This is a genomic window from Paenibacillus sp. JNUCC-31 (assembly GCF_014844075.1).
Lineage (GTDB): Bacteria > Bacillota > Bacilli > Paenibacillales > Paenibacillaceae > Paenibacillus.
In genome coordinates, this window is record NZ_CP062165.1 from 4240139 (window position 1) to 4264754 (window position 24616).

Annotated in this window: 14 protein-coding genes, 3 rRNA genes and 1 riboswitch; of the genes, 14 read left to right on the forward strand and 3 right to left on the reverse strand. The window is 48.7% G+C overall.

The window, feature by feature from the left end; translation table 11 throughout:
• The first annotated feature begins 14 nt into the window (after positions 1–14).
• Positions 15–1319, forward strand: coding sequence for an MFS transporter (locus JNUCC31_RS18500; RefSeq protein WP_192263172.1), 1305 nt, complete (start codon positions 15–17; stop codon positions 1317–1319).
• 118 nt (positions 1320–1437) lie between these two features.
• Here the strand turns inward: JNUCC31_RS18500 and JNUCC31_RS18505 are convergent, their stop codons facing one another.
• A complete protein-coding gene (locus JNUCC31_RS18505; RefSeq protein ID WP_192263173.1) occupies positions 1438–2082 on the reverse strand; it encodes a DedA family protein in 645 nt (214 codons plus the stop codon).
• 242 nt (positions 2083–2324) lie between these two features.
• On the opposite strand from JNUCC31_RS18505, the gene JNUCC31_RS18510 reads away from it, so the two are divergent.
• The 12 genes from JNUCC31_RS18510 (at position 2325) to rrf (ending at position 20329) form a co-directional block, all read left to right on the forward strand.
• Positions 2325–3593 (forward strand): polysaccharide deacetylase family protein, encoded by a 1269-nt coding sequence (locus JNUCC31_RS18510; protein ID WP_192263174.1) that lies wholly within the window; start codon positions 2325–2327, stop codon positions 3591–3593.
• Positions 3594–3699: 106 nt separating this feature from the next.
• A complete protein-coding gene (locus JNUCC31_RS18515; protein WP_192263175.1) occupies positions 3700–4689 on the forward strand; it encodes an AAA family ATPase in 990 nt (329 codons plus the stop codon).
• Positions 4686–6062, forward strand: a complete 1377-nt coding sequence (locus JNUCC31_RS18520; RefSeq protein WP_192263176.1) for a DUF58 domain-containing protein — start codon at positions 4686–4688, stop codon at positions 6060–6062. The genes JNUCC31_RS18515 and JNUCC31_RS18520 overlap by 4 nt, the downstream gene beginning before the upstream one ends.
• Complete coding sequence (locus JNUCC31_RS18525) at positions 6049–8412, forward strand: transglutaminase TgpA family protein (protein WP_192263177.1); 2364 nt, start codon at positions 6049–6051, stop codon at positions 8410–8412. The genes JNUCC31_RS18520 and JNUCC31_RS18525 overlap by 14 nt, the downstream gene beginning before the upstream one ends.
• Before the next feature lie 310 nt (positions 8413–8722).
• Complete coding sequence (guaA, locus tag JNUCC31_RS18530) at positions 8723–10261, forward strand: glutamine-hydrolyzing GMP synthase (RefSeq protein ID WP_192263191.1); 1539 nt, start codon at positions 8723–8725, stop codon at positions 10259–10261.
• A gap of 182 nt (positions 10262–10443) precedes the next feature.
• A complete protein-coding gene (locus JNUCC31_RS18535; RefSeq protein WP_192263193.1) occupies positions 10444–11484 on the forward strand; it encodes a leucine-rich repeat domain-containing protein in 1041 nt (346 codons plus the stop codon).
• A gap of 96 nt (positions 11485–11580) precedes the next feature.
• The gene (locus JNUCC31_RS18540; RefSeq protein ID WP_192263195.1) at positions 11581–11838 is read left to right on the forward strand and encodes a hypothetical protein; all 258 of its coding nucleotides are present in this window, start codon (positions 11581–11583) and stop codon (positions 11836–11838) included.
• 399 nt (positions 11839–12237) lie between these two features.
• Positions 12238–12337, forward strand: a riboswitch (purine riboswitch).
• 180 nt (positions 12338–12517) lie between these two features.
• Positions 12518–13894, forward strand: coding sequence for an NCS2 family permease (locus tag JNUCC31_RS18545; protein WP_192263197.1), 1377 nt, complete (start codon positions 12518–12520; stop codon positions 13892–13894).
• Between the two features lie 239 nt (positions 13895–14133).
• Positions 14134–14523, forward strand: coding sequence for a hypothetical protein (locus JNUCC31_RS18550; RefSeq protein WP_192263199.1), 390 nt, complete (start codon positions 14134–14136; stop codon positions 14521–14523).
• A gap of 606 nt (positions 14524–15129) precedes the next feature.
• Positions 15130–16681, forward strand: a 16S ribosomal RNA gene (locus JNUCC31_RS18555).
• A gap of 338 nt (positions 16682–17019) precedes the next feature.
• A 23S ribosomal RNA gene (locus JNUCC31_RS18560) occupies positions 17020–20068 on the forward strand.
• Positions 20069–20212: 144 nt separating this feature from the next.
• A 5S ribosomal RNA gene (rrf, locus tag JNUCC31_RS18565) occupies positions 20213–20329 on the forward strand.
• Together the 16S, 23S and 5S rRNA genes form the textbook arrangement of a ribosomal RNA operon.
• A 229-nt stretch (positions 20330–20558) precedes the next feature.
• Here rrf and JNUCC31_RS18570 read toward each other — a convergent pair.
• Positions 20559–21113, reverse strand: coding sequence for an NADPH-dependent FMN reductase (locus tag JNUCC31_RS18570; protein WP_192263201.1), 555 nt, complete (start codon positions 21111–21113; stop codon positions 20559–20561).
• Positions 21114–21410: 297 nt separating this feature from the next.
• Here JNUCC31_RS18570 and JNUCC31_RS18575 point away from each other — a divergent pair, with 297 nt between their 5' ends.
• Positions 21411–22406, forward strand: a complete 996-nt coding sequence (locus tag JNUCC31_RS18575; protein ID WP_192263203.1) for a ketoacyl-ACP synthase III — start codon at positions 21411–21413, stop codon at positions 22404–22406.
• A 200-nt stretch (positions 22407–22606) separates the two neighbouring features.
• Here the strand turns inward: JNUCC31_RS18575 and JNUCC31_RS18580 are convergent, their stop codons facing one another.
• Entirely contained in the window at positions 22607–24541 is a 1935-nt protein-coding gene (locus JNUCC31_RS18580) for an amidase family protein (RefSeq protein ID WP_192263205.1), read from the reverse strand.
• Positions 24542–24616: the final 75 nt, after the last annotated feature.

A 24616-nucleotide genomic window follows, 5' to 3' on the forward strand; every position in this document is an offset into this window, starting at 1 on the left:
AAAGAGGATTGTTCATGTTATTCAGGTTTTCAATTCTGTCTTTACTGCAAAAGGAGTCGGGGTACCGCAGGATTTTCATTGCAGGAATGGTGAACGGCATAGGTGATCGGTTTTCCCAGATCGCCATGCTTTCATTAATTCTGAGTATCACAGGATCTGGACTGGCCGTAGGACTTGTGCTTGGACTTCGTGTGCTTCCGTTTCTGGTGCTTGCCCCTGCAGGGGGCTTGTTGACCATGCATTTTTCTCGGCGAACGATTATGCTAATTACCAATTTGTTGAGAATTCCTCTTGTCTTGAGCTATTTATTTGTCAATCATGCGGATGATTTGTGGATTCTGTACACCGTGAGTACTTTACTTGCTTGTGCAGAGGCCCTCTATTCACCGGTTCGCAAATCAGGAATACCGCTGCTTGTACAGCCGGGTAATCTGCTCCAGATTAATGGGCTTGAACAGGTGATGAATGGTACGGTGCTGATTGCAGGTGCTTTAATTGGAGGAATCACTTCATCGATGATGGGACCGCAGGCCGCTTTTATAACTAATGCATTGTGTTTCCTGGCAGCAGCTATTGTGATCCGTAAAGTCTCATTTCCAGCAGAAAGGGATGCTGAATCCGGTGAGATTTCAATTGAAAATGTAGAGAGTTCAGCCAGTACAGCCAGTGTGACATCTGATCATACTTCAGGGATTACTCGCGACCAGGGTACAGTTCATGTTTCTTCTGTAATATGGCGCCTGGTTCGGTCTTCTGTAGTATTACAGATGATCATCCTGTTTGAGTTATGGGTTCCGGTCATAAACGGAATCGATAATGTATTGATCAGTGTGTACGCAATTGAGGTGTTTGGGCTGGGGGATTGGGGAGTAGGCATGTTCTATGCTGCTCTGGGAACAGGCCTCGTATTGAGCAATTGGTGTTCTCGTTATTTTCAGCGCTGGTTACTTCCTGGTGTACTCATATGCCTGCTGGTCGAAGGGGGACTGCTTATGCTGCTGAGTACTGCGACTCAACCATTGCTTGCTTCCCTGATCTATGCTCTGCTGGCTCTCATGTCAGGCGTAGGCAATACCTGTCTGGATACATTATTGATGCGTGAAACGCCTGAGAAGTACCGTGGACTCATCTTTGGATTAGTGACGGCATGCAGCAGTTGTATGCTGGGATTGTCCATGTTTGGTACGGGTTTATTATTGGAGGTAGTGGAACCGCGAACGCTAGGATTTGCAGGAGGTATGGGTTTCGCAGCGATTGCTGTATTACTGACATGGTATGGAGGGTTACGAGCACGTGGGGGTTTAAATATCAGAAGCTAAGGCAAATGAATATGGAAAAAAGGAGCCGCGACTTGTGCGCTGCTCCTTGCTTATCCTATCTACAATAGGAACATCTCCCAAGTAGGAACATCAAACGTTCTTAAGCCTGGCTTCTGGTTTACTTTTGTCTTTGACGAACAGGAGCTGGCTTGCGCAGGGATCTCGCTGTCCAGGCTTTTCGATAACGGTATAATACCGCTGCAATTAGCAGCAGTCCAATACCCGCCGCGATGTACGCGGCATATTGATGTGCAAGGTGGAACACGGCGTTCCACTGGGGTCCGAATATTTTGCCAATACCCAGAAATAACAACACCCAGAACAGCGCGCCAGAATAGGCGTATAATGCGAATTTCCGAAAGGGAACAGCAGCCATTCCGGCGAAATATCCGGTGAAATGCCTTACACCAGGAATGAAATAACCAATGAAAATCAGGGCATTGCCATACTTGGCAAACCACTTTTGTGTCTTATCGAGCTTGTCCTGTTTCATCAGAAACCATTTTCCATACCGTGTAATAAACGGCAGACCAGCTTTGGCTCCAATAAAATAGGTGATGGTCATGCCAATCGTTGTTCCCAGAAAAGCCAGGATAGCGAGTATGCCAAAGTCCAGATGTCCCTTGTAGGACAGGAAACCTGCGTAAGCCATCGTTGTTTCTCCCGGAAAGGGAAGGGCGATGAATTCAAGCAACAAGCCAAAAAACAAAACGCTGTATCCGTAGGACCCAAACAGATGCTGGACCTTCTCAAGCAATTCCAATAGATTTCACTCTCCTGCAGACAGGGTGGGAGCATAACTACTCTCCATAGTGTTTTGTTCACGATCCTACCTGTCCATTATGCTACCTAATCTGAGGCGAAGAATCAATCGCAGGCCATCCCAAATTGTGAAAAATATAAAACAAAATCGCGTCTTTTTTCGGCGACTCCTCCATATAATTCTAACAATCTGCTGAAGTCTATCAGCAAATTTCACTAGAGACGTTGGAGGTTGATTTATACATGGTGACACCAATACAACCATTTTTATCGGGTAAAAGGTCTGCTCTCATTCTTCGCATTATGGTATTGCTGTGTGTATTTGCTACATATGCAGGCACATCTTACGCTTCTTCTGTGTCAGGCTTTGTTGTGTCTGCCTCCAAAGAAGAGAATCTCCAGGACAAAGTAGTCTATTTGAGTTTTGACGATGGGCCGGGGAAACATACCCATGAAGTATTGGATATTTTGCGTACAGAGCAGGTTCAGGCTACATTTTTCGTGTTGGGTGAGCAGGCAGAACGTTATCCGGAGATGATCCGTTCAGTTGTAGAGGACGGGCATGCTCTGGGCAATCATACATTTAATCATCAGTATGAACAGTTATACAGTGATTTCAAAGTGTTCTGGAAGCAGATCAAACAGACAGAGGACGTGGTGGAACGCATTGCTGGTTTTCGTCCGAATCTGGTCCGGGCTCCGGGGGGGACCTACGGGCATTTTGACCAGAGCTATTTTGATCTGTTGAAATTGGGCGGGTATACCGTTATGGATTGGAACGTAGACAGTGGCGACTCCAGACGCAAAGGCGTTCCAGCCAAAGAAATTCTAACGAACGCAACGAAGGTGCCTGCCGGGGCACGTTCTGTTATTGTACTGATGCACGATGGGGGCGCTCATGCCGAGACGGTAAAAGCACTGCCAGGTATCATCAAGTATTACCGTGATCAAGGCTATCGATTTGACACGATGAAAGCCTCGGATCAGCCTGTTCAATTCCGCGTACATCCCGCTGAGAAATACAAGTTCCGCAAAGCTCCGGGAAAGTCGTGGATTGCTGAGCATGTGCAGGAGAACAGCAACCTTTGGCTAGCAGGCAAGGAACTAAAGGTGGAAATGGGTCTGGCGGCCGCCACGTTGAAACCAGGGGAGTTTCGCGTGGAAGATCAGCGGATTATGGTGCCTTTGCGGACCTTTATGAAAAAGTTCGGAAGCAGCGCTCGCTGGGATGCAGAGACCAGAACCGCTAATGCGGTATGGAAAGATCGAATCATCCGTGCAGATAGTATCAGCGGAGACCTGATAACGAAGCGTGCAGGCCAGGTGGATGACATGAGGACAGTGGGGGCCGTACAAACCCAAGGGGGAACAATATGGGTTCCGCTGCGAGAGCTGATGGAGCACATGGGGGTTAACGTACAATCCCTGAAGGTGAACGAAAATGAATGGATTGTTAAAACCGGTATGCCTCTGGCAGCTGCAAACAGCATGTACATCCATAAAATGATCTGAAGAAAGTCGTTCTTGCAGGACTATTCTCTCTACTTCCGGGCAACACTGAATCATAGATTACTATGGCTCAGGAATGCCGATGGATGGAAGGATGGAGATCAAGAAAATGACTTATATCCGAATGGAACATGAGCATGCCGTTGAATTGCTGAATAGAGTTATGAAGCGAGTTGAAAGTGTGATCGTTGGTAAAAAACAAGAGATTCGTTATGTGCTGACTGCGATGCTCAGTGGAGGTCATGTGCTTCTGGAAGATGTACCGGGTACAGGCAAAACGATGCTGGTTCGCGCCGTCGCTTCCGCGCTGGATTGCTCCCTGGGGCGTATTCAGTTCACGTCGGACGTGATGCCGGCAGATGTGACAGGCACATCGATGTATCATCCGCATACTGGCGAATTCAAGTTTCGACCTGGACCTGTTATGTCCAACATCGTTCTGGCTGATGAAATCAACCGTGCTTCTCCCCGGACCCAGTCGGCACTTCTGGAAGCGATGGAGGAACGACGCATTACGGTGGATGGCACCACCTATGCTTTGCCGCGCCCGTTCTTTTTGCTGGCAACGCAAAATCCGTTGCAATTTGAGGGTACCTACCGTCTGCCTGAAGCGCAGCTGGATCGATTTATCATGAAAATCGGGCTGGGGTATCCTGAACCGGAGCAGGAAGTGGAACTGTTAACCCGGATGTACAGCAGAGAATTATTGGATGAGCTTCGTCCGGTCATGCTTTCGGAAGAGATCGCAGCCATGCAGCGTGAAGTGAAACAAGTACATGTCGACCCTGTCGTCAAGCAGTATCTGGTTGCTGTTGCCGTGGCCTCCAGAAGTCATCCGGCAGTCAGGCTGGGAATCAGCCCCCGTGGAACGTTGGCCTGGATGGTTGCAGCCCAATCGTTCGCATACCTCCAGGGACGAAGTTACGTTATTCCCGATGACGTCAAAGAGATGGCGATACCTGTCCTTTCCCATCGTATTCAATTGAAAGCCCAGAACAGAGGGGAGGCATGGGGCCAGGCGCAAGTCATTCAGGAAGCTCTCTCAACGGTCCCTGTACCTGTACAGATGGCGTCCCAGGGAAGGGGACGGCGTCAATGACTGCGTTGGGTCAACGGATGCTGGGTGCTGTCCTTGTGGCAGCTTTTGCTTCCTTGTATGTATGGCATGGCGGTAAAGCCGCCCTGTTTCTGTCCATTCTGGCAGCCTTGATGCTTGCAAGCGGGATGCTTATCCACTTCTTCGGCCCGCACAATATTATTATTCGGCGGCAGATGCAAGCGAACCGGATTGCAGCAGGTGAAAAGGCGCGGGTGCAGGTGGAAGTGGAATTCGATTGCAGGATGCCGTTGTTATGGATCATTTTGTATGAGAATACTCCTGCCGGGATACACCGCAAATTAATCTTCCCTGGAGCCCGGCGTCAATTTACGTATCAATATGAACTATCGGGTCTGCGCAGAGGTGTGTACAGATGGGAGACAGGCAAGCTGTACTGGGGTGATGTTTTCGGTTGGAATACCGTTTCCGCAGAGATAACGGTTCATACTCCTCTGATTGTTGTCCCCCAAGCGGCGGGATGGAGCGAGAGTGATTCCGGTGAATACTCGGCTCTGGGCGAAGATTCGTTGTCAGAGCGAAGAAGCAGTCAGGGAAACCGCAGTCCGGATTATCGTGAATATCAGCAAGGAGACCCGCTCGGGCGTATTCATTGGAAGAGCACAGCCAAAACAGGCCGACTCCAAACCTTTTTGCCTGAAACCTCGGATTCAACCTCGCTGGGTATAATGGTGTATGAAGGTGCATCGGGATATGAAATGAGACAGTCGGGAAAGGGGGATACCCCTGCATTTGAACATGCGGTTCGTGCAGCTGCCGGCTGGGTTTATACTGCAGAACGAGACAATATTGCTTATCAACTGTGGATGGAAGGCAGGAGTAGTACCTCTGATCAACAAGAGAAGTGGCAAGAAAACTTCTTGCATTTGACGGAGGATACTCATGCACTGGACAAACTGGCTCAGGCACAAATTTCCAAGGTTCAGCCTGTCTCTCCATCGCTTCGCACAGATATGTTGGATAGGATGGCTCCTGGGTCGCGAATTGTAGTTCTCACAGGGAAAATGGATGAATCTCTGGTGGACTGGGTAACTTGTGCAACCGGGTTGGGTTATCGGGTAGAGATACAGCTAACCGGGCTCGCGGCTGGAGAAGAATCACCGCACACACGTTTGAAGCCTTTAGGAAGCACTGTGGAAGAGAATCGGTTACATCATGTGGACGATCCGGTTGCTAACGTAGTCTCAAAGTCGGCGCAGTTTTCATCATCAGGCCCGTCCTTTCACAGTTCTGACTATGGTTTTAACCGGGAGAACCTGGAACAACTCCATCACAGAGGCGTGCAGATCCAGTGGATCACAGACGGCTCTCTACCTTCCATGGGAAAGGCGGAGGTAACCGATGTGGGAGCCTAATGGAAAATATCAAGCGAATTCCACTGTGGCAGGCAGAGAACACATCATCGGTTCGAGATTGGAATCTGTTCATTCCCCATATATAGCTGAGCCCAAGACAGCTGGCGCAGATATGAAGAATATTGGACAAGGCTCGGAACCTGTCCTGTATAAATTTTTCATTTCTGTCATTTTGCTTATCTTGTCCCTGGAGTGGATTTATCCTGTTACGTCATCAGGCCAGCAGGGCAGTGAACGGTTCTTGTCCGTGATGGCTGGGTTGACAGGAGCTCTCCTGCTGGCAGGGTTGCTTCGAACGGGCTGGATCGCGGGGATTCTGATCAGGCTCTTCATTGCTCTGGCAGCCTTAGGCTGGATGTATGGAGGAAGTGATCCTGCGGGATGGGCGGTTACATACCCTTCAACACTTGCAGCGGATATGGGCAGTTTTATCCATACCTGGCGTTTTCACTCGATCAGTGTAGAAACCAGAGGTTTGCTTATGATGTGCGGTTGGAGCATGTTGATTACTTCCGTGCAATCGCTTGTACTGCTGCGGCGAAGTGTGATGTTGTTTGGCAGTGCAACATTGGTGTACTTGCTGTTGCTCGAATCCTTTGCCGGACTGGATGTATATGCCTCGGTGGTGCGCTCTGTGTTATGGATCTTACTCATTCAGGCCATGCTGCAGCTGCTCCGCCTCAATGGTGGAGTGACAACCCCGATCTACAGACGCAGTCCCTATGTGCTCTGGTCTGCGGTAACTCTTGCGGTGTCGGCATTCATGGTCCTTTTCTCGGCGATCCCTGGTCAACTGGCTTCCATTCCTCCACCGGAACGTATATCCCTTGAGCAGATGGGTATGCGGCTGGCCCGCTGGGCAGGCTATACACAGGACGCAAGCATTCCTGCCGCAACTGCCGTTACTGGGTATAGTACAGCGGATGCACCAATGGGAGCCCCATTGGTACAGGGAGACAGCATCTTTTTTGAGGCGAAAAGCCCAGAAGCTACGTATTGGCGGGGAGAGACACGTTCATATTATAATGGAAGTACCTGGAGTGATCCGGCTCAGCGCTTTGAGACGGCGAGTCCATCCGGATTGGTGCGTACCGATGGTTGGGAAAACCCGACCTATTGGCAACGTATTCGTCAAACCGTGACAATGAAGCGGGAATGGAGAGGACCGAATCCCCTCTTTACAGGTGGAATGCCGCTCAATCTATCATTACTGGATAAGAACAACGATAATCAGAAGAACAAACGTTTACTGTTGTCGAATGAAGATTCTGCAACGTTATGGCTCGCGGGTAGCTCTGACAATCGACCGGTCAAAAGTTATACGGCTGACGTCATGATTCCCGTGGCAACGGCCGAACAGCTCCGTCTTCTGGGGAAGTCGTCCAGAATGAAAGATCCGGCTGCTATTCGCAGAACGTATCTTCAACTTCCGACTACGCTCCCTGGGCGGGTGCAGGTTCTTGCGAAGGAAATCATTCAGGGAAGTGAATCCCGTTATGATGCTGTGCAGGCCGTAAAAACGTACCTTGCTGATCACGCGGAATATACGCTGGATACCCGTATGCCGCCGCGAGGAACTGATTTTGTGGACGATTTTCTGTTCGTCACACGGCAGGGATACTGCAATCATTTCTCAACAGCGATGATTGTGCTGCTGCGTGCAGAGGGGATTCCGGCACGCTGGGTTAAGGGGTTTGGCCCCGGAGAAGTAGATCCGACCGTCTCCGGGCGATACATCGTGACCCAGGGAGATGCACACTCCTGGGTGGAAGTGTATTTCCCCGGCGCGGGCTGGATGCCATTCGAGGCTACGCCTGGCTTCACTATGACGCAGGGTGAAGGCCAAGATGCTGCTGCGCTCAGCGGGCAGCATCCCGTTGCCGTTACCCCGCCGCTGACGGACGGCGGGGCGGCTCACGCGGGCGCATGGCTGCTCGCCCGCGCACGGGCTCTTGCCGCGCACCCATGGCTCGCGGCAGCCCTTGCAGCGGCGGCACTGCTATGCGCCGCCGTGGCCCTGCGCATGCGGCGGCTTCGCCCCGCGCTGCGGCTCAGGCTGCTGCTGGCGTGGCCGCGCAGCAGCTTTCCGGACCGCGAGCGGCTGCTCAGCGCCGCCGCTCCGGTCTGGGCCGCGCTCGCGCGCCGCTACGGCCCGCGGCCGCCGGGGATGACGCTGCGTGAATATGCAGCGTCCCCCGCTGTGGCCGCAGGCACGGACGGCGCGGACATCGCGCGGTTTGCAGCCGACTGGGAACGGCTGCTGTACGGGCCGGACCGTCCGCTGCGCGCGGACAGTCTGGACTTCCTGCGCCGGGCGCTTCACTTGGCCCGGCGAATGCAGGCGCTGTAACACGAAGTACAGCGCAGCGCTTAACAGAGACGCCTCTCTCGCTCCGTCAAGCGAACGAGGCGTCTTTCCACGAGCATATACTATGAGCATCATGCGGAAGCACTTTTTTATGAAAATGCGCGTCAATCCTTTTCTTATATTTCCGATCGGAAATGAATAGAATCAAAGCGGGAAATTCGACCCAATACCGTATTCTCAGGCATGGGATATGCCATGTTTTGAGATGTCGAAAAAAGGAGTTTCGCCTTTCCTTGACGGTATGTTTTGTCGTTGCGTATAATTAGTTTCATTAATTGAGGGAGGCACGGTAATGAATAAGCAAAATGAAATAGTGGTTGTCCTTGACTTTGGGGGCCAATACAACCAGTTAATCGCCAGAAGAATCCGGGATCTCGGCGTATACAGCGAGCTTTTGCCGTATAACACACCGGCAGAGAAAATTGCGGAATTATCACCGAAGGGGATCGTTTTCTCAGGAGGCCCATCCAGTGTTTACGCCGAGAATGCTCCGCACGTGGACCCGGCTATATATAATCTGGGACTTCCTATCTTCGGAATCTGCTACGGTATGCAGCTTATGGCGCAGCAGCTCGAAGGTAAGGTAGAACGTGCTGAGAAGCGTGAGTACGGTAAGGCTGATATCGCGTTTGCTCCAGGTGCTGCTCTTGCACAAGGTATCGAAGGTGATCATACGGTATGGATGAGTCATGGTGACCACGTGGTTACTCTTCCTCCGGGTTTCAAACTGGATGCAGGCACGGAAAGTGCGCCAATCGCAGCGATGAGCAACGATGAGCGCAAATTGTATGCTGTTCAGTTCCATCCGGAAGTGCGCCACTCCGTTCGTGGTAACGATATGATTCGGAATTTCCTGTACGAAATTTGTGGTTGCGAAGGCAACTGGAGCATGGAGACGTTCATCGAAGATACGATCAAGGATATTCGTGAAAAAGTGGGCGACGGTAAAGTATTGTGCGCACTGAGCGGCGGTGTGGATTCTTCCGTTGTAGCTGCATTGCTACACAAAGCCATCGGCGACCAACTGACATGTATGTTTATCGACCATGGTCTGCTGCGCAAAGGCGAAGCGGAGAGCGTAATGGAGACGTTCGTCGGCAAATTCGACATGAAAGTAGTCAAAATCGATGCACAGGAGCGTTTCCTGTCCAAATTGGCAGGCGTGGATGATCCGGAGCAAAAACGTAAAATTATCGGAAACGAGTTTATTTACGTATTTGACGAAGAGTCCAAGCAGTTTGATGATTTTGAATTCCTGGCACAAGGTACACTGTACACAGATATCGTGGAAAGTGGCACAGCGACAGCTCAAACCATCAAATCCCACCACAATGTGGGCGGATTGCCTGAGGACATGAACTTCAAGCTGATCGAACCACTGAGTGCCTTGTTCAAGGACGAGGTGCGTAAAGTCGGCGAAGAGTGCGGTCTGCCAGAAGCAATCGTATGGCGTCAACCATTCCCTGGTCCGGGTCTGGCGATCCGTGTACTTGGCGAAGTAACAGAGGACAAGCTCAAAATCGTTCGTGATTCGGATTACATCCTGCGCGAAGAAATTATCAAAGCCGGTCTTGACCGCGAAATCTGGCAATACTTTACGGCTCTGCCGAACATGAAGAGTGTTGGTGTTATGGGTGACGCGCGTACGTATTCCTACACGGTAGGTATTCGCGCCGTAACATCCATCGACGGTATGACTGCGGACTGGGCACGTATCCCTTGGGATGTGCTGGAGAAAATCTCCGTGCGGATCGTTAACGAAGTAGATAACGTAAACCGTATCGTGTATGACGTAACTTCCAAACCACCAGCAACAATTGAGTGGGAATAGAAGTTATCTATACAGATTTAATAACAAGAGATCGGAGTTCCCTCTAAGGAGCTTCGGTCTCTTTTTTCTTTTCATTTGTTGTTGTACAAGATGTTATTTATACTTTTAATTAAGATAATCAATGGACTGTCTCTGTCTGATAGCTATTACGAGAGAATACTCTGCGAGGAGGAACTACAACAATGAACGGAAGAATCGAACTCAACCCGGGATGGACTCATGAAGAGGTTGCCGCACTTACAGCTCATCCTGAGCTAAAGATTGTTCAATACAGCGAGCACAACATCCCGGATGTAAACGTGATGCAGATATTGAATGAGGAGCTGTTTGCCAACAGACCCGATGTTACTTTTCGCATATATGGCTTTCATTCGCAATCTGGCGACCTGTCTGTTCTAAAATATATGAAACATGTAGAAAAGCTAGTGATTGATTGCAACAGTAGCGTTCACGGGATTGAGGCCATAGGCGCATTGCCAGGGCTGAACGAGTTTGCTTTTGACGTATTTGAAGCGGACTCCCTTGATGTACTAGCCCTTGTACCTACCACTTTACAACAGCTCCGCATCGGCAAAACCCAAACGAAGAAAACGGATATGTCTGTACTTAGCCGCTTCAACGAGCTTAAAACGCTGATTGTGAATGGGCATACGAGGAACATCGAAACGATTGGAACATTGCTATCACTCCGGTCCCTCTATATTTCGGGAATGCCATTAAAGGAATTGGGATACTTAAATGATTTAACAAATTTGCGTGAACTTCATCTCAGTTTTGGTGGAGCAGAGAATTTGGATAGCCTTGCAGGCATGGAATCCTTGGAATTGTTGAAGCTCCTAAGAGTGAAAGGTTTATCCGACCTATCTGTATTGCCTGAACTGAAGGGGGTGCGCTTATTAGCGATAGAGGACCAGCCGCAACTAACAAGCCTGCCGTCTCTTGAAAATCTGACTGAATTACAGCGTATTTACCTGAACAATGTAAACGTAGAAAATACCGCTTGGGCAGAGACCTCTGAAAGCCTGAAAGAGCTCGCTCTTCTGCAAATGAAATATATTACCGCTGAAGATATCGAATCCCTGATTCACCATAAATCCTTAGCAAGAATGATCGTTCATTTGAAAAGTGCCAAACAGCAAAAAGTGGCGAAGCAGGCGATAATGGCAGCAGGCATGTGGGATGAGAGCGGATGGTGGTATAACGATGAATCTTTGAATATTTAATTCCTTTTTTAGGTTCGTTTCAGATTATTTTCATGTGGGGCTTGTACACTGAGTACAGAATATGGCTATACGGCAACTGAAAGGAGAATTGAATGTATGCGTAAAACCGACAATATGAGCAAATGGAAGATGGGCATTGGAAGTGCGTTTCTGATGGTGATGCTGGCAGGATGCGGCTCGGGTATGCAGGACTTGGCTCTTGGTGCGGGGGAATCTTCATTTGTAAATTTAGAGGCAGCAGATTCGTCTTCCGATCAGGCCCAGAATCAGGAGTTTTCTGAGGGAGCGACCGATAATACAGTTCAGGAACAACTGCAGGTACAGGCCGATGATGTGCCTCAAACAGAGTTTTAGAATTATGGCATTGGACCTATCATGTAAAAAAGTGAACTCGTAACCGTAGTGGTTCGCTCCCTATACCTAATCTTTCTCATGTCCAAATACATTATCCTCATCACATAACCATCTTCTCGGTAATCCATGGAGCTACCGCAATCAAAGTGTGTATGACACCTTTGACCGCGGTAGCTTTTAATCTTTTAATATAGTGCAATTGATGGGAAACACCCTTTGCCAGGATCGACATATAATCGAAAAATCCACCGGAAACCTCATTTTAATTTGGGTTGTAAACCGCTGAACTGGTTCATTTTGTTAAATAATACGAACGATATATATAGTGATTGTCAAAAACATTCGTTTTTTTTCATTGACAAACTAGAGGTAACCCTCCTAAAATAGTGATTGGAAACACACAAATAGCGCATACTACTTCGTATAATCCTGGGGATTGGCCCGGGAGTCTCTACGAGATCACCCTAATGATCTGGCTACGAAGAGGAGAAGGCTGAGCACCTGAATTCTATATGATTGCGTCGGGCATAACATTACGCACATTAGAATTTTTTTTGTTCTCCGTAATTGGCACGGTGCCACTCCTCGTCAGCGATAACCCTGGGTGAAGCATTCATCTTCAGGGTATTTGTCGTTTTTCAATATGGCTTCAACATCTCTAAGGAGGAATTAGTGAATTATGGATCGTTTCTTTAAATTAAAAGAAAATGGAACGAACGTTAGAACGGAGATTGTTGCGGGTCTTACTACCTTTATGACAATGGCGTACATTCTTTTCGTCAACACATTGTTCTTGGGATCGAACGGAGCCGGTATGTCGGACAATGCTGTATTTTTTGCAACAGCCGTCGGTGCCGGATTGATGACCATCATTATGGGATTGTTTGTTAACATTCCGATCGCCCTTGCTCCAGGTATGGGGTTGAACGCATACTTCATGACGGTGGTCCTGAGTTCCAACGGTGCGATTTCCTGGCAGGCCGCTCTGGGAGCTGTGTTCCTCTCGGGTATTGTGTTCATTATTTTGACTGTGACCAAAATTCGTCAAATGCTGCTCGTTGCAGTTCCAGATTCATTAAAAATGGCAATCACAGTTGGTATTGGTCTCTTTATTACCATTGTCGGCTTCAAACTGGCTAATCTGGTCGCTGTAACAGTCAATGTTGCACCTGATGCGGATCTGAGCCAACCGATTCCAGGCAGCAGTTTTAATCTGTCTTTGGGCAATTTCGTAACGCATCATGATGCATTACTGGCTTTGATTGGACTACTCATTATTGCTGTACTGATGGTTATGCGTGTCAAAGGTGCATTGTTGATCGGTATCATTGCCACAACGTTGATTGGTATCCCGATGGGCGTTACGAATCTTAGTGGTTTGTCCGGTGCAAGCTGGTTGCCTAACTTCAGCGATCTGGCGGTTGGACAACTGGATTTGAAAGGTGCAATCAGTCTTGGATTGTTTGAAATCATCTTTATCTTCACCTTTGTAGAGCTGTTTGACACATTCGGAACGATGGTAGGTACAGCAACTCGAATGGGGATTATGAAGGATAAGAAAAAAGGCGAGAAAACGATCGGTAAAGCAATGCTCGTCGATGCTGTAGGTGTAAGTGCAGGTGCTGCACTGGGTACGAGTACAATTACTGCTTTCGTTGAAAGTGCCTCTGGCGTCGAAGCTGGTGGACGTACGGGTCTGACTTCTGTAACGACAGGTATCCTGTTCATTCTGGCCCTGTTTATTGCTCCGCTGGCACTGGTTGTTCCATCGGCTGCAACAGCTCCGGCATTGATCATCGTAGGTGTCTTAATGATGAGTCAGGTTCGCAGCATTGAGTGGGATGACTTCCTGCAAGCTTTCCCGGCGTTCCTTACCATTGTATTGATGCCTTTCACTGGAGGAATTGCAAACGGGATCTCTGCAGGGATTATATCCTATGTAATCCTGGCCGTATTCAGTAACCTGGTTACTGAACGCAAAGTGAAGATACACTGGCTCATGTGGATTTTGGCTATCATTGTTGTGTGTCGGTATGTATTTATCGGTGGAGAATAACAAGTTTGACTGATTGAAATAGGCCAATGACTTGCCATGGGTTCGTCATTATACAAGCGAAGATGCGGAAGCCTTGGTGCGATATCGGGCTTTCGCTTTTTTTTGTTTTCTTCTATTAGGTAACATGAAGCCTGAAAGAGGGGACAGGAGACACTTTGAAATGTTACCGTAGTGGGATATTCTTGATTTGTGGGATAAACGGGAATCAACTTTCTTCTATATATAAAGGGGGAACAAACATGAGTTACGATTTGATGGTTTTTGATCCAGTCAAAGCTCCAGGTGACAAAGCGTCGTTCATGAATTGGTATGGCGAGCAGACCAAGTGGTCGGAGGATCATTCCTACTCGGACATTAAGGTGAGCTCAGAGTCGTTACAACGTTTTTATGAGGAGCTTGTTCTGACATTTCCTTCTATGAATGTGGACGATGATGTGTTTGAAGCGATGGAAGAGGCAGGAACAGATAATCGATTAACAGAATACTCGCTTGGAAAAGACGTGATTTATGCTGCATTCGCATGGTCTGTTGCGGAGGAGGCCTATACAATGATGCGTGAGTTGGCTAAAAAGCATAACGTTGGATTTTTTGATGTAAGCGGCTCGGATGGTGAGATTATCAGACCCTAATCCATATACTTAAATAGACATCTATAACTCAGGAAAACGGGAGCAAAGATACTCTACTATATAATAATAGATGCGGGTGTAATAAATGAGAGTTGCTATTCTCCCAATTTGGAATGATAGTCGCTGATATGAAATGAATTAATCTATTTTATATGCGATAGTACAGGATTAGATCATTACGTGTCGTACTAAGAAGCGTTGCGTAAGGATAATAGGGAGTGCAATAATATGTAGGAAATACGGCCCTGGAAAATTTGAAAATAAAGCTTGCAATCATAATTCGTACATGATATATTATTAATCCGGCCAAGAAAACACGAGAAACACGGTGTGGCAAGCAAATGAAATAAGCTTCGAAAGAAACTTAAAAAAAGAGCTTGCAAAGTTGGTTGGGACGTGATAATATATAAGAGTTGCTGAAGAGAACAACGACGGCAGCGTAAATAAGTTTGATCTTTGAAAACTGAACAACGAGTGAGTAACGATCTTGCTTGCAAGATCGACGCTGAGAAATCAGTATTCGTCTTCGGACAGTACGATTTCAAAGCATAAATGAGATTTTAATCTCGTCAGATTCAAATTGAGCTAATCGCTCTTTTCAATACTTTATTGGAGAGTTTGATCCTGGCTCAGGACGAACGCTGGCGGCATGCCTAATACATGCAAGTCGAGCGGACTTGATGAGAAGCTTGCTTCTCGGATAGTTAGCGGCGGACGGGTGAGTAACACGTAGGCAACCTGCCCTCAAGTTTGGGACAACTACCGGAAACGGTAGCTAATTCCGAATAATTGTTTTCTTCGCCTGAAGGAAACTGGAAAGACGGAGCAATCTGTCACTTGGGGATGGGCCTGCGGCGCATTAGCTAGTTGGTGGGGTAACGGCTCACCAAGGCGACGATGCGTAGCCGACCTGAGAGGGTGATCGGCCACACTGGGACTGAGACACGGCCCAGACTCCTACGGGAGGCAGCAGTAGGGAATCTTCCGCAATGGGCGAAAGCCTGACGGAGCAATGCCGCGTGAGTGATGAAGGTTTTCGGATCGTAAAGCTCTGTTGCCAGGGAAGAACGCTTGGGAGAGTAACTGCTCTCAAGGTGACGGTACCTGAGAAGAAAGCCCCGGCTAACTACGTGCCAGCAGCCGCGGTAATACGTAGGGGGCAAGCGTTGTCCGGAATTATTGGGCGTAAAGCGCGCGCAGGCGGTCATTTAAGTCTGGTGTTTAATCCCGGGGCTCAACCCCGGATCGCACTGGAAACTGGGTGACTTGAGTGCAGAAGAGGAGAGTGGAATTCCACGTGTAGCGGTGAAATGCGTAGATATGTGGAGGAACACCAGTGGCGAAGGCGACTCTCTGGGCTGTAACTGACGCTGAGGCGCGAAAGCGTGGGGAGCAAACAGGATTAGATACCCTGGTAGTCCACGCCGTAAACGATGAGTGCTAGGTGTTAGGGGTTTCGATACCCTTGGTGCCGAAGTTAACACATTAAGCACTCCGCCTGGGGAGTACGGTCGCAAGACTGAAACTCAAAGGAATTGACGGGGACCCGCACAAGCAGTGGAGTATGTGGTTTAATTCGAAGCAACGCGAAGAACCTTACCAGGTCTTGACATCCCTCTGACCGGTACAGAGATGTACCTTTCCTTCGGGACAGAGGAGACAGGTGGTGCATGGTTGTCGTCAGCTCGTGTCGTGAGATGTTGGGTTAAGTCCCGCAACGAGCGCAACCCTTGATCTTAGTTGCCAGCACTTCGGGTGGGCACTCTAAGGTGACTGCCGGTGACAAACCGGAGGAAGGTGGGGATGACGTCAAATCATCATGCCCCTTATGACCTGGGCTACACACGTACTACAATGGCCGGTACAACGGGCTGTGAAGCCGCGAGGTGGAACGAATCCTAAAAAGCCGGTCTCAGTTCGGATTGCAGGCTGCAACTCGCCTGCATGAAGTCGGAATTGCTAGTAATCGCGGATCAGCATGCCGCGGTGAATACGTTCCCGGGTCTTGTACACACCGCCCGTCACACCACGAGAGTTTATAACACCCGAAGTCGGTGGGGTAACCGCAAGGAGCCAGCCGCCGAAGGTGGGATAGATGATTGGGGTGAAGTCGTAACAAGGTAGCCGTATCGGAAGGTGCGGCTGGATCACCTCCTTTCTATGGAGAATCGTTTCCTGTAACGGAAACATTCAAATACAAGTCTTCAGGAAGCATGCTTCCGAAGCGAGCTTTACTTCGTAAAGCTTTTCACTCACTCGTTGCTCAGTTTTGAGAGCTCAAACTCTCAAACAGCTTGCTATTGCATGGAGCTTGTTCTTTGAAAACTAGATATCGAAACGAAAAATGCGAATTAGAACATTCCTTTTTAGCTGAACTTGTGTAAACAAGTTTCAATAAATAGTGAAAACTGCATTGCGATGGTATCGGATGGGAGCGACTTTTGGCTTTGCGTAAGCAAAACAAGGGAAGCGAGCAGTCGAAACCGGAGCAAATATGGTTAAGCTACTAAGAGCACACGGAGGATGCCTAGGCGCTAGGAGCCGATGAAGGACGTGGCGAACAACGAAACTGCCTCGGGGAGCTGTAAGCAAGCTTTGATCCGGGGGTGTCCGAATGGGGAAACCCAGCTGGGGTAATTTCCAGTTACTCACAACTGAATACATAGGTTGTGTAGAGGCATACCAGGGGAACTGAAACATCTAAGTACCCTGAGGAAGAGAAAACAATAGTGATTCCGTCAGTAGCGGCGAGCGAACGCGGAGAAGCCCAAACCAGAGAGCTTGCTCTTTGGGGTTGTGGGACGTCTCACATGGAGTTACAAAGGAGCCGGTTAAACGAAGAGGTCTGGAAAGGCCCGCCAAAGAAGGTAAAAGCCCTGTAATTGAAAGTCTGCTCCCTCCGAGACGGATCCCGAGTAGTGCGGGGCACGTGAAACCCCGTATGAATCCGGCAGGACCATCTGCCAAGGCTAAATACTTCCTAGCGACCGATAGTGAAGCAGTACCGTGAGGGAAAGGTGAAAAGCACCCCGGAAGGGGAGTGAAATAGAACCTGAAACCGTGTGCTTACAAAAAGTCAGAGCCCGTTTTAGGGGTGATGGCGTGCCTTTTGTAGAATGAACCGGCGAGTTACGTTCCCGTGCAAGGTTAAGGTGAAGAGCCGGAGCCGCAGCGAAAGCGAGTCTGAATAGGGCGAATGAGTACGTGGACGTAGACCCGAAACCGGGTGATCTACCCCTGTCCAGGGTGAAGGTGCGGTAACACGCACTGGAGGCCCGAACCCACGCACGTTGAAAAGTGCGGGGATGAGGTGGGGGTAGCGGAGAAATTCCAATCGAACTCGGAGATAGCTGGTTCTCCCCGAAATAGCTTTAGGGCTAGCCTCGGAAAACAGAGTCGTGGAGGTAGAGCACTGATTGGGTGCGGGGCCCGCAAGGGTTACCAAGCTCAGTCAAACTCCGAATGCCATAGACTTACTTCCGGGAGTCAGACAGTGAGTGCTAAGATCCATTGTCAAAAGGGAAACAGCCCAGACCATCAGCTAAGGTCCCCAAGTGTGTGTTAAGTGGGAAAGGATGTGGAGTTGCACAGACAACCAGGATGTTGGCTTAGAAGCAGCCACCATTGAAAGAGTGCGTAATAGCTCACTGGTCGAGTGACTCTGCGCCGAAAATGTAACGGGGCTAAACACACCACCGAAGCTATGGCTTGGATCGACTTCACTGCTTCTTTGAGGCGGTGTTTACCACAAGGACATTTTTGTCTGACAAGAGATGATATCTTGGATGACCAAATGCTTCTCAGGGGATAAACACAGGACTTCGAAGCTGGAGTGAAGTCGATCCAGGGGTAGGGGAGCGTTGTATAAGGGTTGAAGGTGTACCGTAAGGAGCGCTGGACATTATACAAGTGAGAATGCCGGTATGAGTAACGAAAAGATCAGTGAGAATCTGATCCGCCGAAAGCCTAAGGGTTCCTGAGGAAGGCTCGTCCGCTCAGGGTAAGTCGGGACCTAAGGCGAGGCCGAAAGGCGTAGTCGAAGGACAACAGGTCGAAATTCCTGTACCACCGTAAGCCGTTATGAGCAATGGGGGGACGCAGCAGGGTAGTGACGCGGACTGATGGATGTCCGTCTAAGCAGTGAGGCTGATGTGTAGGCAAATCCGCACATCGTTAAGGCTGGACTGTGATGGGGAGCGAAAATTACAGTAGCGAAGGTCATGATCTCACACTGCCAAGAAAAGCCTCTAGCCAGGTGATGGTGCCCGTACCGCAAACCGACACAGGTAGGCGAGAAGAGAATTCTAAGGCGCGCGGAAGAACTCTCGTTAAGGAACTCGGCAAAATGACCCCGTAACTTCGGGAGAAGGGGTGCCCCGGTAGTGTGAATAGCACGAGGGGGCCGCAGTGAAAAGGCCCAAGCGACTGTTTAGCAAAAACACAGGTCTGTGCGAAGCCGTAAGGCGAAGTATACGGGCTGACGCCTGCCCGGTGCTGGAAGGTTAAGGGGAGCGGTTAGGAGCAATCCGAAGCTGTGAACCGAAGCCCCAGTAAACGGCGGCCGTAACTATAACGGTCCTAAGGTAGCGAAATTCCTTGTCAGGTAAATTCTGACCCGCACGAATGGCGTAACGACTTGGGCGCTGTCTCAACGAGAGATCCGGTGAAATTTTAATACCTGTGAAGATGCAGGTTACCCGCGACAAGACGGAAAGACCCCATGGAGCTTTACTGCAGCTTGATATTGAATTTGGGTACGATCTGTACAGGATAGGTGGGAGCCTTTGAAACGTGAGCGCCAGCTTGCGTGGAGGCACCGTTGGGATACCACCCTGATCGTATCTAGGTTCTAACCTGGTACCGTAATCCGGTGCGGGGACAGTGTCAGGTGGGCAGTTTGACTGGGGCGGTCGCCTCCTAAAGAGTAACGGAGGCGCCCAAAGGTTCCCTCAGAATGGTTGGAAATCATTCGAAGAGTGCAAAGGCATAAGGGAGCTTGACTGCGAGACCTACAAGTCGAGCAGGGACGAAAGTCGGGCTTAGTGATCCGGTGGTACCGCATGGAAGGGCCATCGCTCAACGGATAAAAGCTACCCTGGGGATAACAGGCTTATCTCCCCCAAGAGTCCACATCGACGGGGAGGTTTGGCACCTCGATGTCGGCTCATCGCATCCTGGGGCTGAAGTAGGTCCCAAGGGTTGGGCTGTTCGCCCATTAAAGCGGTACGCGAGCTGGGTTCAGAACGTCGTGAGACAGTTCGGTCCCTATCTGTCGTGGGCGTAGGAAATTTGAGAGGAGCTGTCCTTAGTACGAGAGGACCGGGATGGACGTACCGCTGGTGTACCAGTTGTTCCGCCAGGAGCACCGCTGGGTAGCTATGTACGGAAGGGATAAGCGCTGAAAGCATCTAAGCGTGAAGCCCCCCTCAAGATGAGATTTCCCAGTATGTAAGACCCCTTGAAGACGACGAGGTAGATAGGCTGGGGGTGGAAGTGCAGCAATGCATGGAGCTGACCAGTACTAATCGGTCGAGGGCTTATCCAAATATGCAGGTTGTAATCGCAAGTTTCGTTTCGGATCTAGTTTTCAGGGAATAAACTCTGAAATGAAAATAGGTACATCACAGAATGTGTGTATGATTTTCAGCTCCACAATGGATTTCAAGAAGCGCTGCTTCGACAAATCGCGTTTGGTGGCGATGGCGGAGGGGTTCCACACGTACCCATCCCGAACACGACCGTTAAGCCCTCTAGCGCCGATGGTACTTGGACCGCAGGGTCCTGGGAGAGTAGGACGCCGCCAAGCAAAGAACCACTGCCGATGTTATTCGGTGGTGGTTTTTATTTGTTTATAAGAAATATCATATATAAACCTTAGCAGCCCTGGATATTCACCGGGCTGTTTTTTTAGTTCAATATATGTGAATATGTCAAACCTTCTAAGGTTGTTCATTTCTTTATAGTACATCGAACTAAGCATCCTCTATCTATCTATCTATCTATCTATCTATCTATCTATCCATGGATTCATTCATTCATTCATTCATTTGCTCGCAAGCATCTCCTAGACTTATAAGGGAGTTCTGCAATGCATGCTGGGTTTCCGAATCTATGATGACCCCTTGTTTATTCATTTTCAATGTAATATGAGGAATGGTTAGTGAGGCCTCATGTAAGACTCGGGCATTAATCATGTTTAACGTCAGCAATAGTGAGTCGTGGGCTTTGTCACCGCCCATGGGGCTTGGAGAAGCAGCGATGGCAACGGTGGGTTTATTAAGCCATTCTCCAGAAGATACAACCCAATCTAATGCATTTTTTAAGGCTCCGGGAACTCCGTTTCCATACTCGGGTGTGCAGATCAGTACTCCATCCGAGTGCTTGAGTTGGGCTCTCAAATTTTGCACGGACTCTGGGCCTTCCTCGACATCGAGGTCAGGGTTAAAATGTGGTAGATCGTTTAATCGATTGTATACGTCAAACTTAAGTTTAGGAGGAGCCAGCTTAATTATGGCATGCATTAGTAACGTATTAGAGGACTGATTGCGCAGACTTCCGGAAATCGCAAGAATATTTAATTCTTTCTTCAATGTAACATCATCTCTCTTCTTTAGTAATGTAGGCGATTTAATTATTTTCCTCCTCTAGGAGTGGACTGTCTATAAAAAACAAATTTAATTAAGGTATTCTTCATGTTTCTCAGGGAGTATCCACATTTCTTCATCAAAAATGCATATTATTCTTTGCATGGCTCTGGGTAATAGGTTGTAAAAGGGCACTATAAATAACTGCAGATAAAGATGAGCATAAATATTTTAAAAAAAATTAGTACCAAGTACTAATACTTAGTGCTATAATGATAAAAAACAAACGAGGTGACTACCGGTATGAATCAATCAAAGGCAACCATTACGGCAATGGGTACGTATGTACCGGATCGAATATTAAGTAATGCTGATTTGGAGAAGCTGGTCGACACGAGTGATGAATGGATTGTACAGCGTACAGGGATGAGAGAACGGAGGATTGCAGCTGCTGATCAATTTGTATCTGATTTAGCCACAAGGGCTGTAGAAGATATGATGCGTCGTTATCATGTTAGCGTAGAAGATGTGGATATGATTTTGTTGGCTACCAGCACACCGGAATATTCATTTCCGAGCTCAGCATCCAGAGTACAGGCCAATCTCAAGATCCCACACACGGGAGTTCTTGATTTGAATGCAGCATGTGCAGGGTTCACGTATGGATTGCAGTTGGCTGACAGTTTGGTAAGCAGTGGCATGTATCATAAAGTGTTGGTTGTTGGAGCAGAGACGTTGTCCAAAATTACCGATTATACAGACCGTACGACATGTGTATTGTTCGGGGATGGGGCAGGTGCATTTTTGGTAGAAAGATCTCCTGAGAAAGGCGATTTTATGGCAGCCATCTCAGGTACGAGTGGAGAAGGAGGTATTCACCTCTATAAGAGCGGTCTATCTTCGGAGATGAATGGCGTTCCTCTGCAGGGTGAGGGATGCCTTGTGCAGAATGGCAGAGAGGTCTATAAGTGGGCAGTACGCATGATTCCGGAACAATTGGGTGGACTTATAACCAAAGCAGGGATGAAACCGGAGGAGATCGATTGGTTTGTACCCCATAGTGCTAATCTTAGAATGATTGAAGCTGTTTGTGAACGTGGCCCTATTCCGTTGGAACGCACTTTAACAAGTGTGGAGTATCGGGGAAATACCTCCGCGGCTTCCATTCCGCTCGCTTTGCAGCTTGCAGTAGACGAAGGTAAATTAAAGAATGGGCATCAAGTAGCACTATTTGGTTTTGGAGGCGGACTGACCTATGCTGGTCTGGTGCTGAGATGGAGCGTACCTGATACCAATTAAAAAACGGATGTAACTCTTTTCATGCTTGAATTGAGAGAACACAAAAAAAGTACACCCTTTTCATGAACCCATGAAGTGGGTGTACTTTTTTGTTTAGCAAATCGATTAGCAATTGATACCACGCAATTCCTATGGAGCCGTATATTTATCCTGAATGCTTATACTATTCCAAGCGTAGTTTATTTAACCTAATAAAAAGTTTATGGCGTAAGCTTAGGTGCTTGACGGTGATGAGTCCCTTGCTCGTAGCTGTAAGCTAACTTGATCAAGGTTCCTTCGTCAAAGGCGCGGCCCAGGAATTCCATACCTACTGGGAGACCTTCAGTTGTAAATCCAGCTGGTACGGTAATTGCCGGGAAGCCGGAGAATGGACTCAATCGGTTGTTACCACCAGAGTTTTGTCCTTCGCCAATAACACCTGCAGCTTGCGTGGATGTAGGATAGATGATGGCATCCAAGTTGTTGTCCGCCATAACTTTCAGCAAGGACTCACGTGTAACTTTGGTGCGTTTCAACACAATGTCCTTGTATTCTGTAGTTTCCAGCGTTTCCCGCGCATCACGAGCCTTCATCGACTGTTCTTGTGACTTGTCGAACTGCCCGGAAGCAATAATCTCGGACAAGCTGTGATAAGGGGCTTCGTCACCAAGAGACTCCAGATAGTCATTCAATTGGAATTTGAATTCGTATCCACTCAAGCTTGGGTATTTGTTGATTTCAGCTAGGTTCGGAATGCTGATTGGGACTGCCGTAGCTCCTAGAGTTTTGAGTTCTTCTACAGCGTTGTTGATCACGTCAGCGACGGCTTTTTCCTCCATTTTCGTACTTGGGATGAGTTCGGTGGCCACACCGATCCGTGCACCCTTCAGCCCGTTTACATCCAGGAAATCTGTATAGCTGGAAGGGATTTTGCCTACGGCATAGGCTGTAGCAACATCGTTTTTGTCATAACCTGCTGTGGCATCCAGCAAGATCGCGGCATCACTCACGGTACGAGCCATAGGGCCACCGACATCCTGTGTCAACGCAAGAGGTATGATTCCTTCACGGCTGGACAGCCCGATCGTTGGACGAATACCGACAAGGCTGTTGAAGCTGGAAGGGATACGGATGGATCCGCCCGTGTCAGTACCCATGCCTGCGGCTGCAAAGTTTGAAGCGATGGCGGCACCTGTACCACCGCTTGACCCGCCTGGATAGTGATCCAGCGCGTAAGGGTTCAGTGTTTGTCCACCCAGTGAGCTGGAAGTGGTAATGCCAAATGCGAATTCATGCAGGTTTGTTTTGCCCAAAATAATGGCCCCGGCTGCTTTGAGCTTCTTCACTTGCTCGGCATCGTGAGCAGGCACAGAATCTTTCAAACAGATACAACCTGCGGTTGTAGGCATATCGTTTGTATCAAAGTTATCTTTGACCAAAACCGGAATACCATGTAAAGGCCCACGGGCGCCTTGAGCAACACGTTCCTCGTCCAAAGCTTCAGCGATTTGAAGTGCATCCGGGTTCAACGTCAGGACTGCGTTAATACTCACACCCTGATCATCGTATTTTTCAATCCGATCCAGATACTTCTGTACAAGTTCTTTGGATGTCAGCTTTCCTTGCGTCATGGCAGCCTGGATATCCATGATGCTTGCTTCCTCCAGAACAAATGGCTTTATGTAGTTATAAATGCGGTCTTTCAGTATGGCGACATCATTTTGGGTAAGTACTGCATTAGGAAGGAAGAGGGTGTCGGTATATCCTTTCATCAACCCAGCGGTGTTCAGGGCACCAACGGCTCCGGCAAAGCTCGCCTGATCCGGAATATCCGTGAACGACTCTGGTGTGGACTCCAGCTTCAGCCAGGTTTGCAGGGCTACAGCAGCGTCTTTACGCTGTACCGTTGTGCCGGAAAGCTTGTCCATGGAAAAAGGAACACCTGCAAGTGTAGCGGCTTCCTCCATAGCTTGAACAAATGCTTTTGCAGTAACAGGCGCCTTACCAGTTGTTACGGCTGCAACCGTAGCTTTGCTCGAAGGCGTTGCTACTGCAGCTGACGCTGAGGGAACCGTTCCTCCCCATGTTGTGGCAACAACTGCTCCAGCAAGTAACAAAGCCCCACCTTTTTTCAATACAGATCCATGATAAGTCATGCATCCACGCTCCCTTCCTGTGTATCAATGATGTGTGTGCTAGCAGATTCTGATATAGATGCTTTTGTCACATTT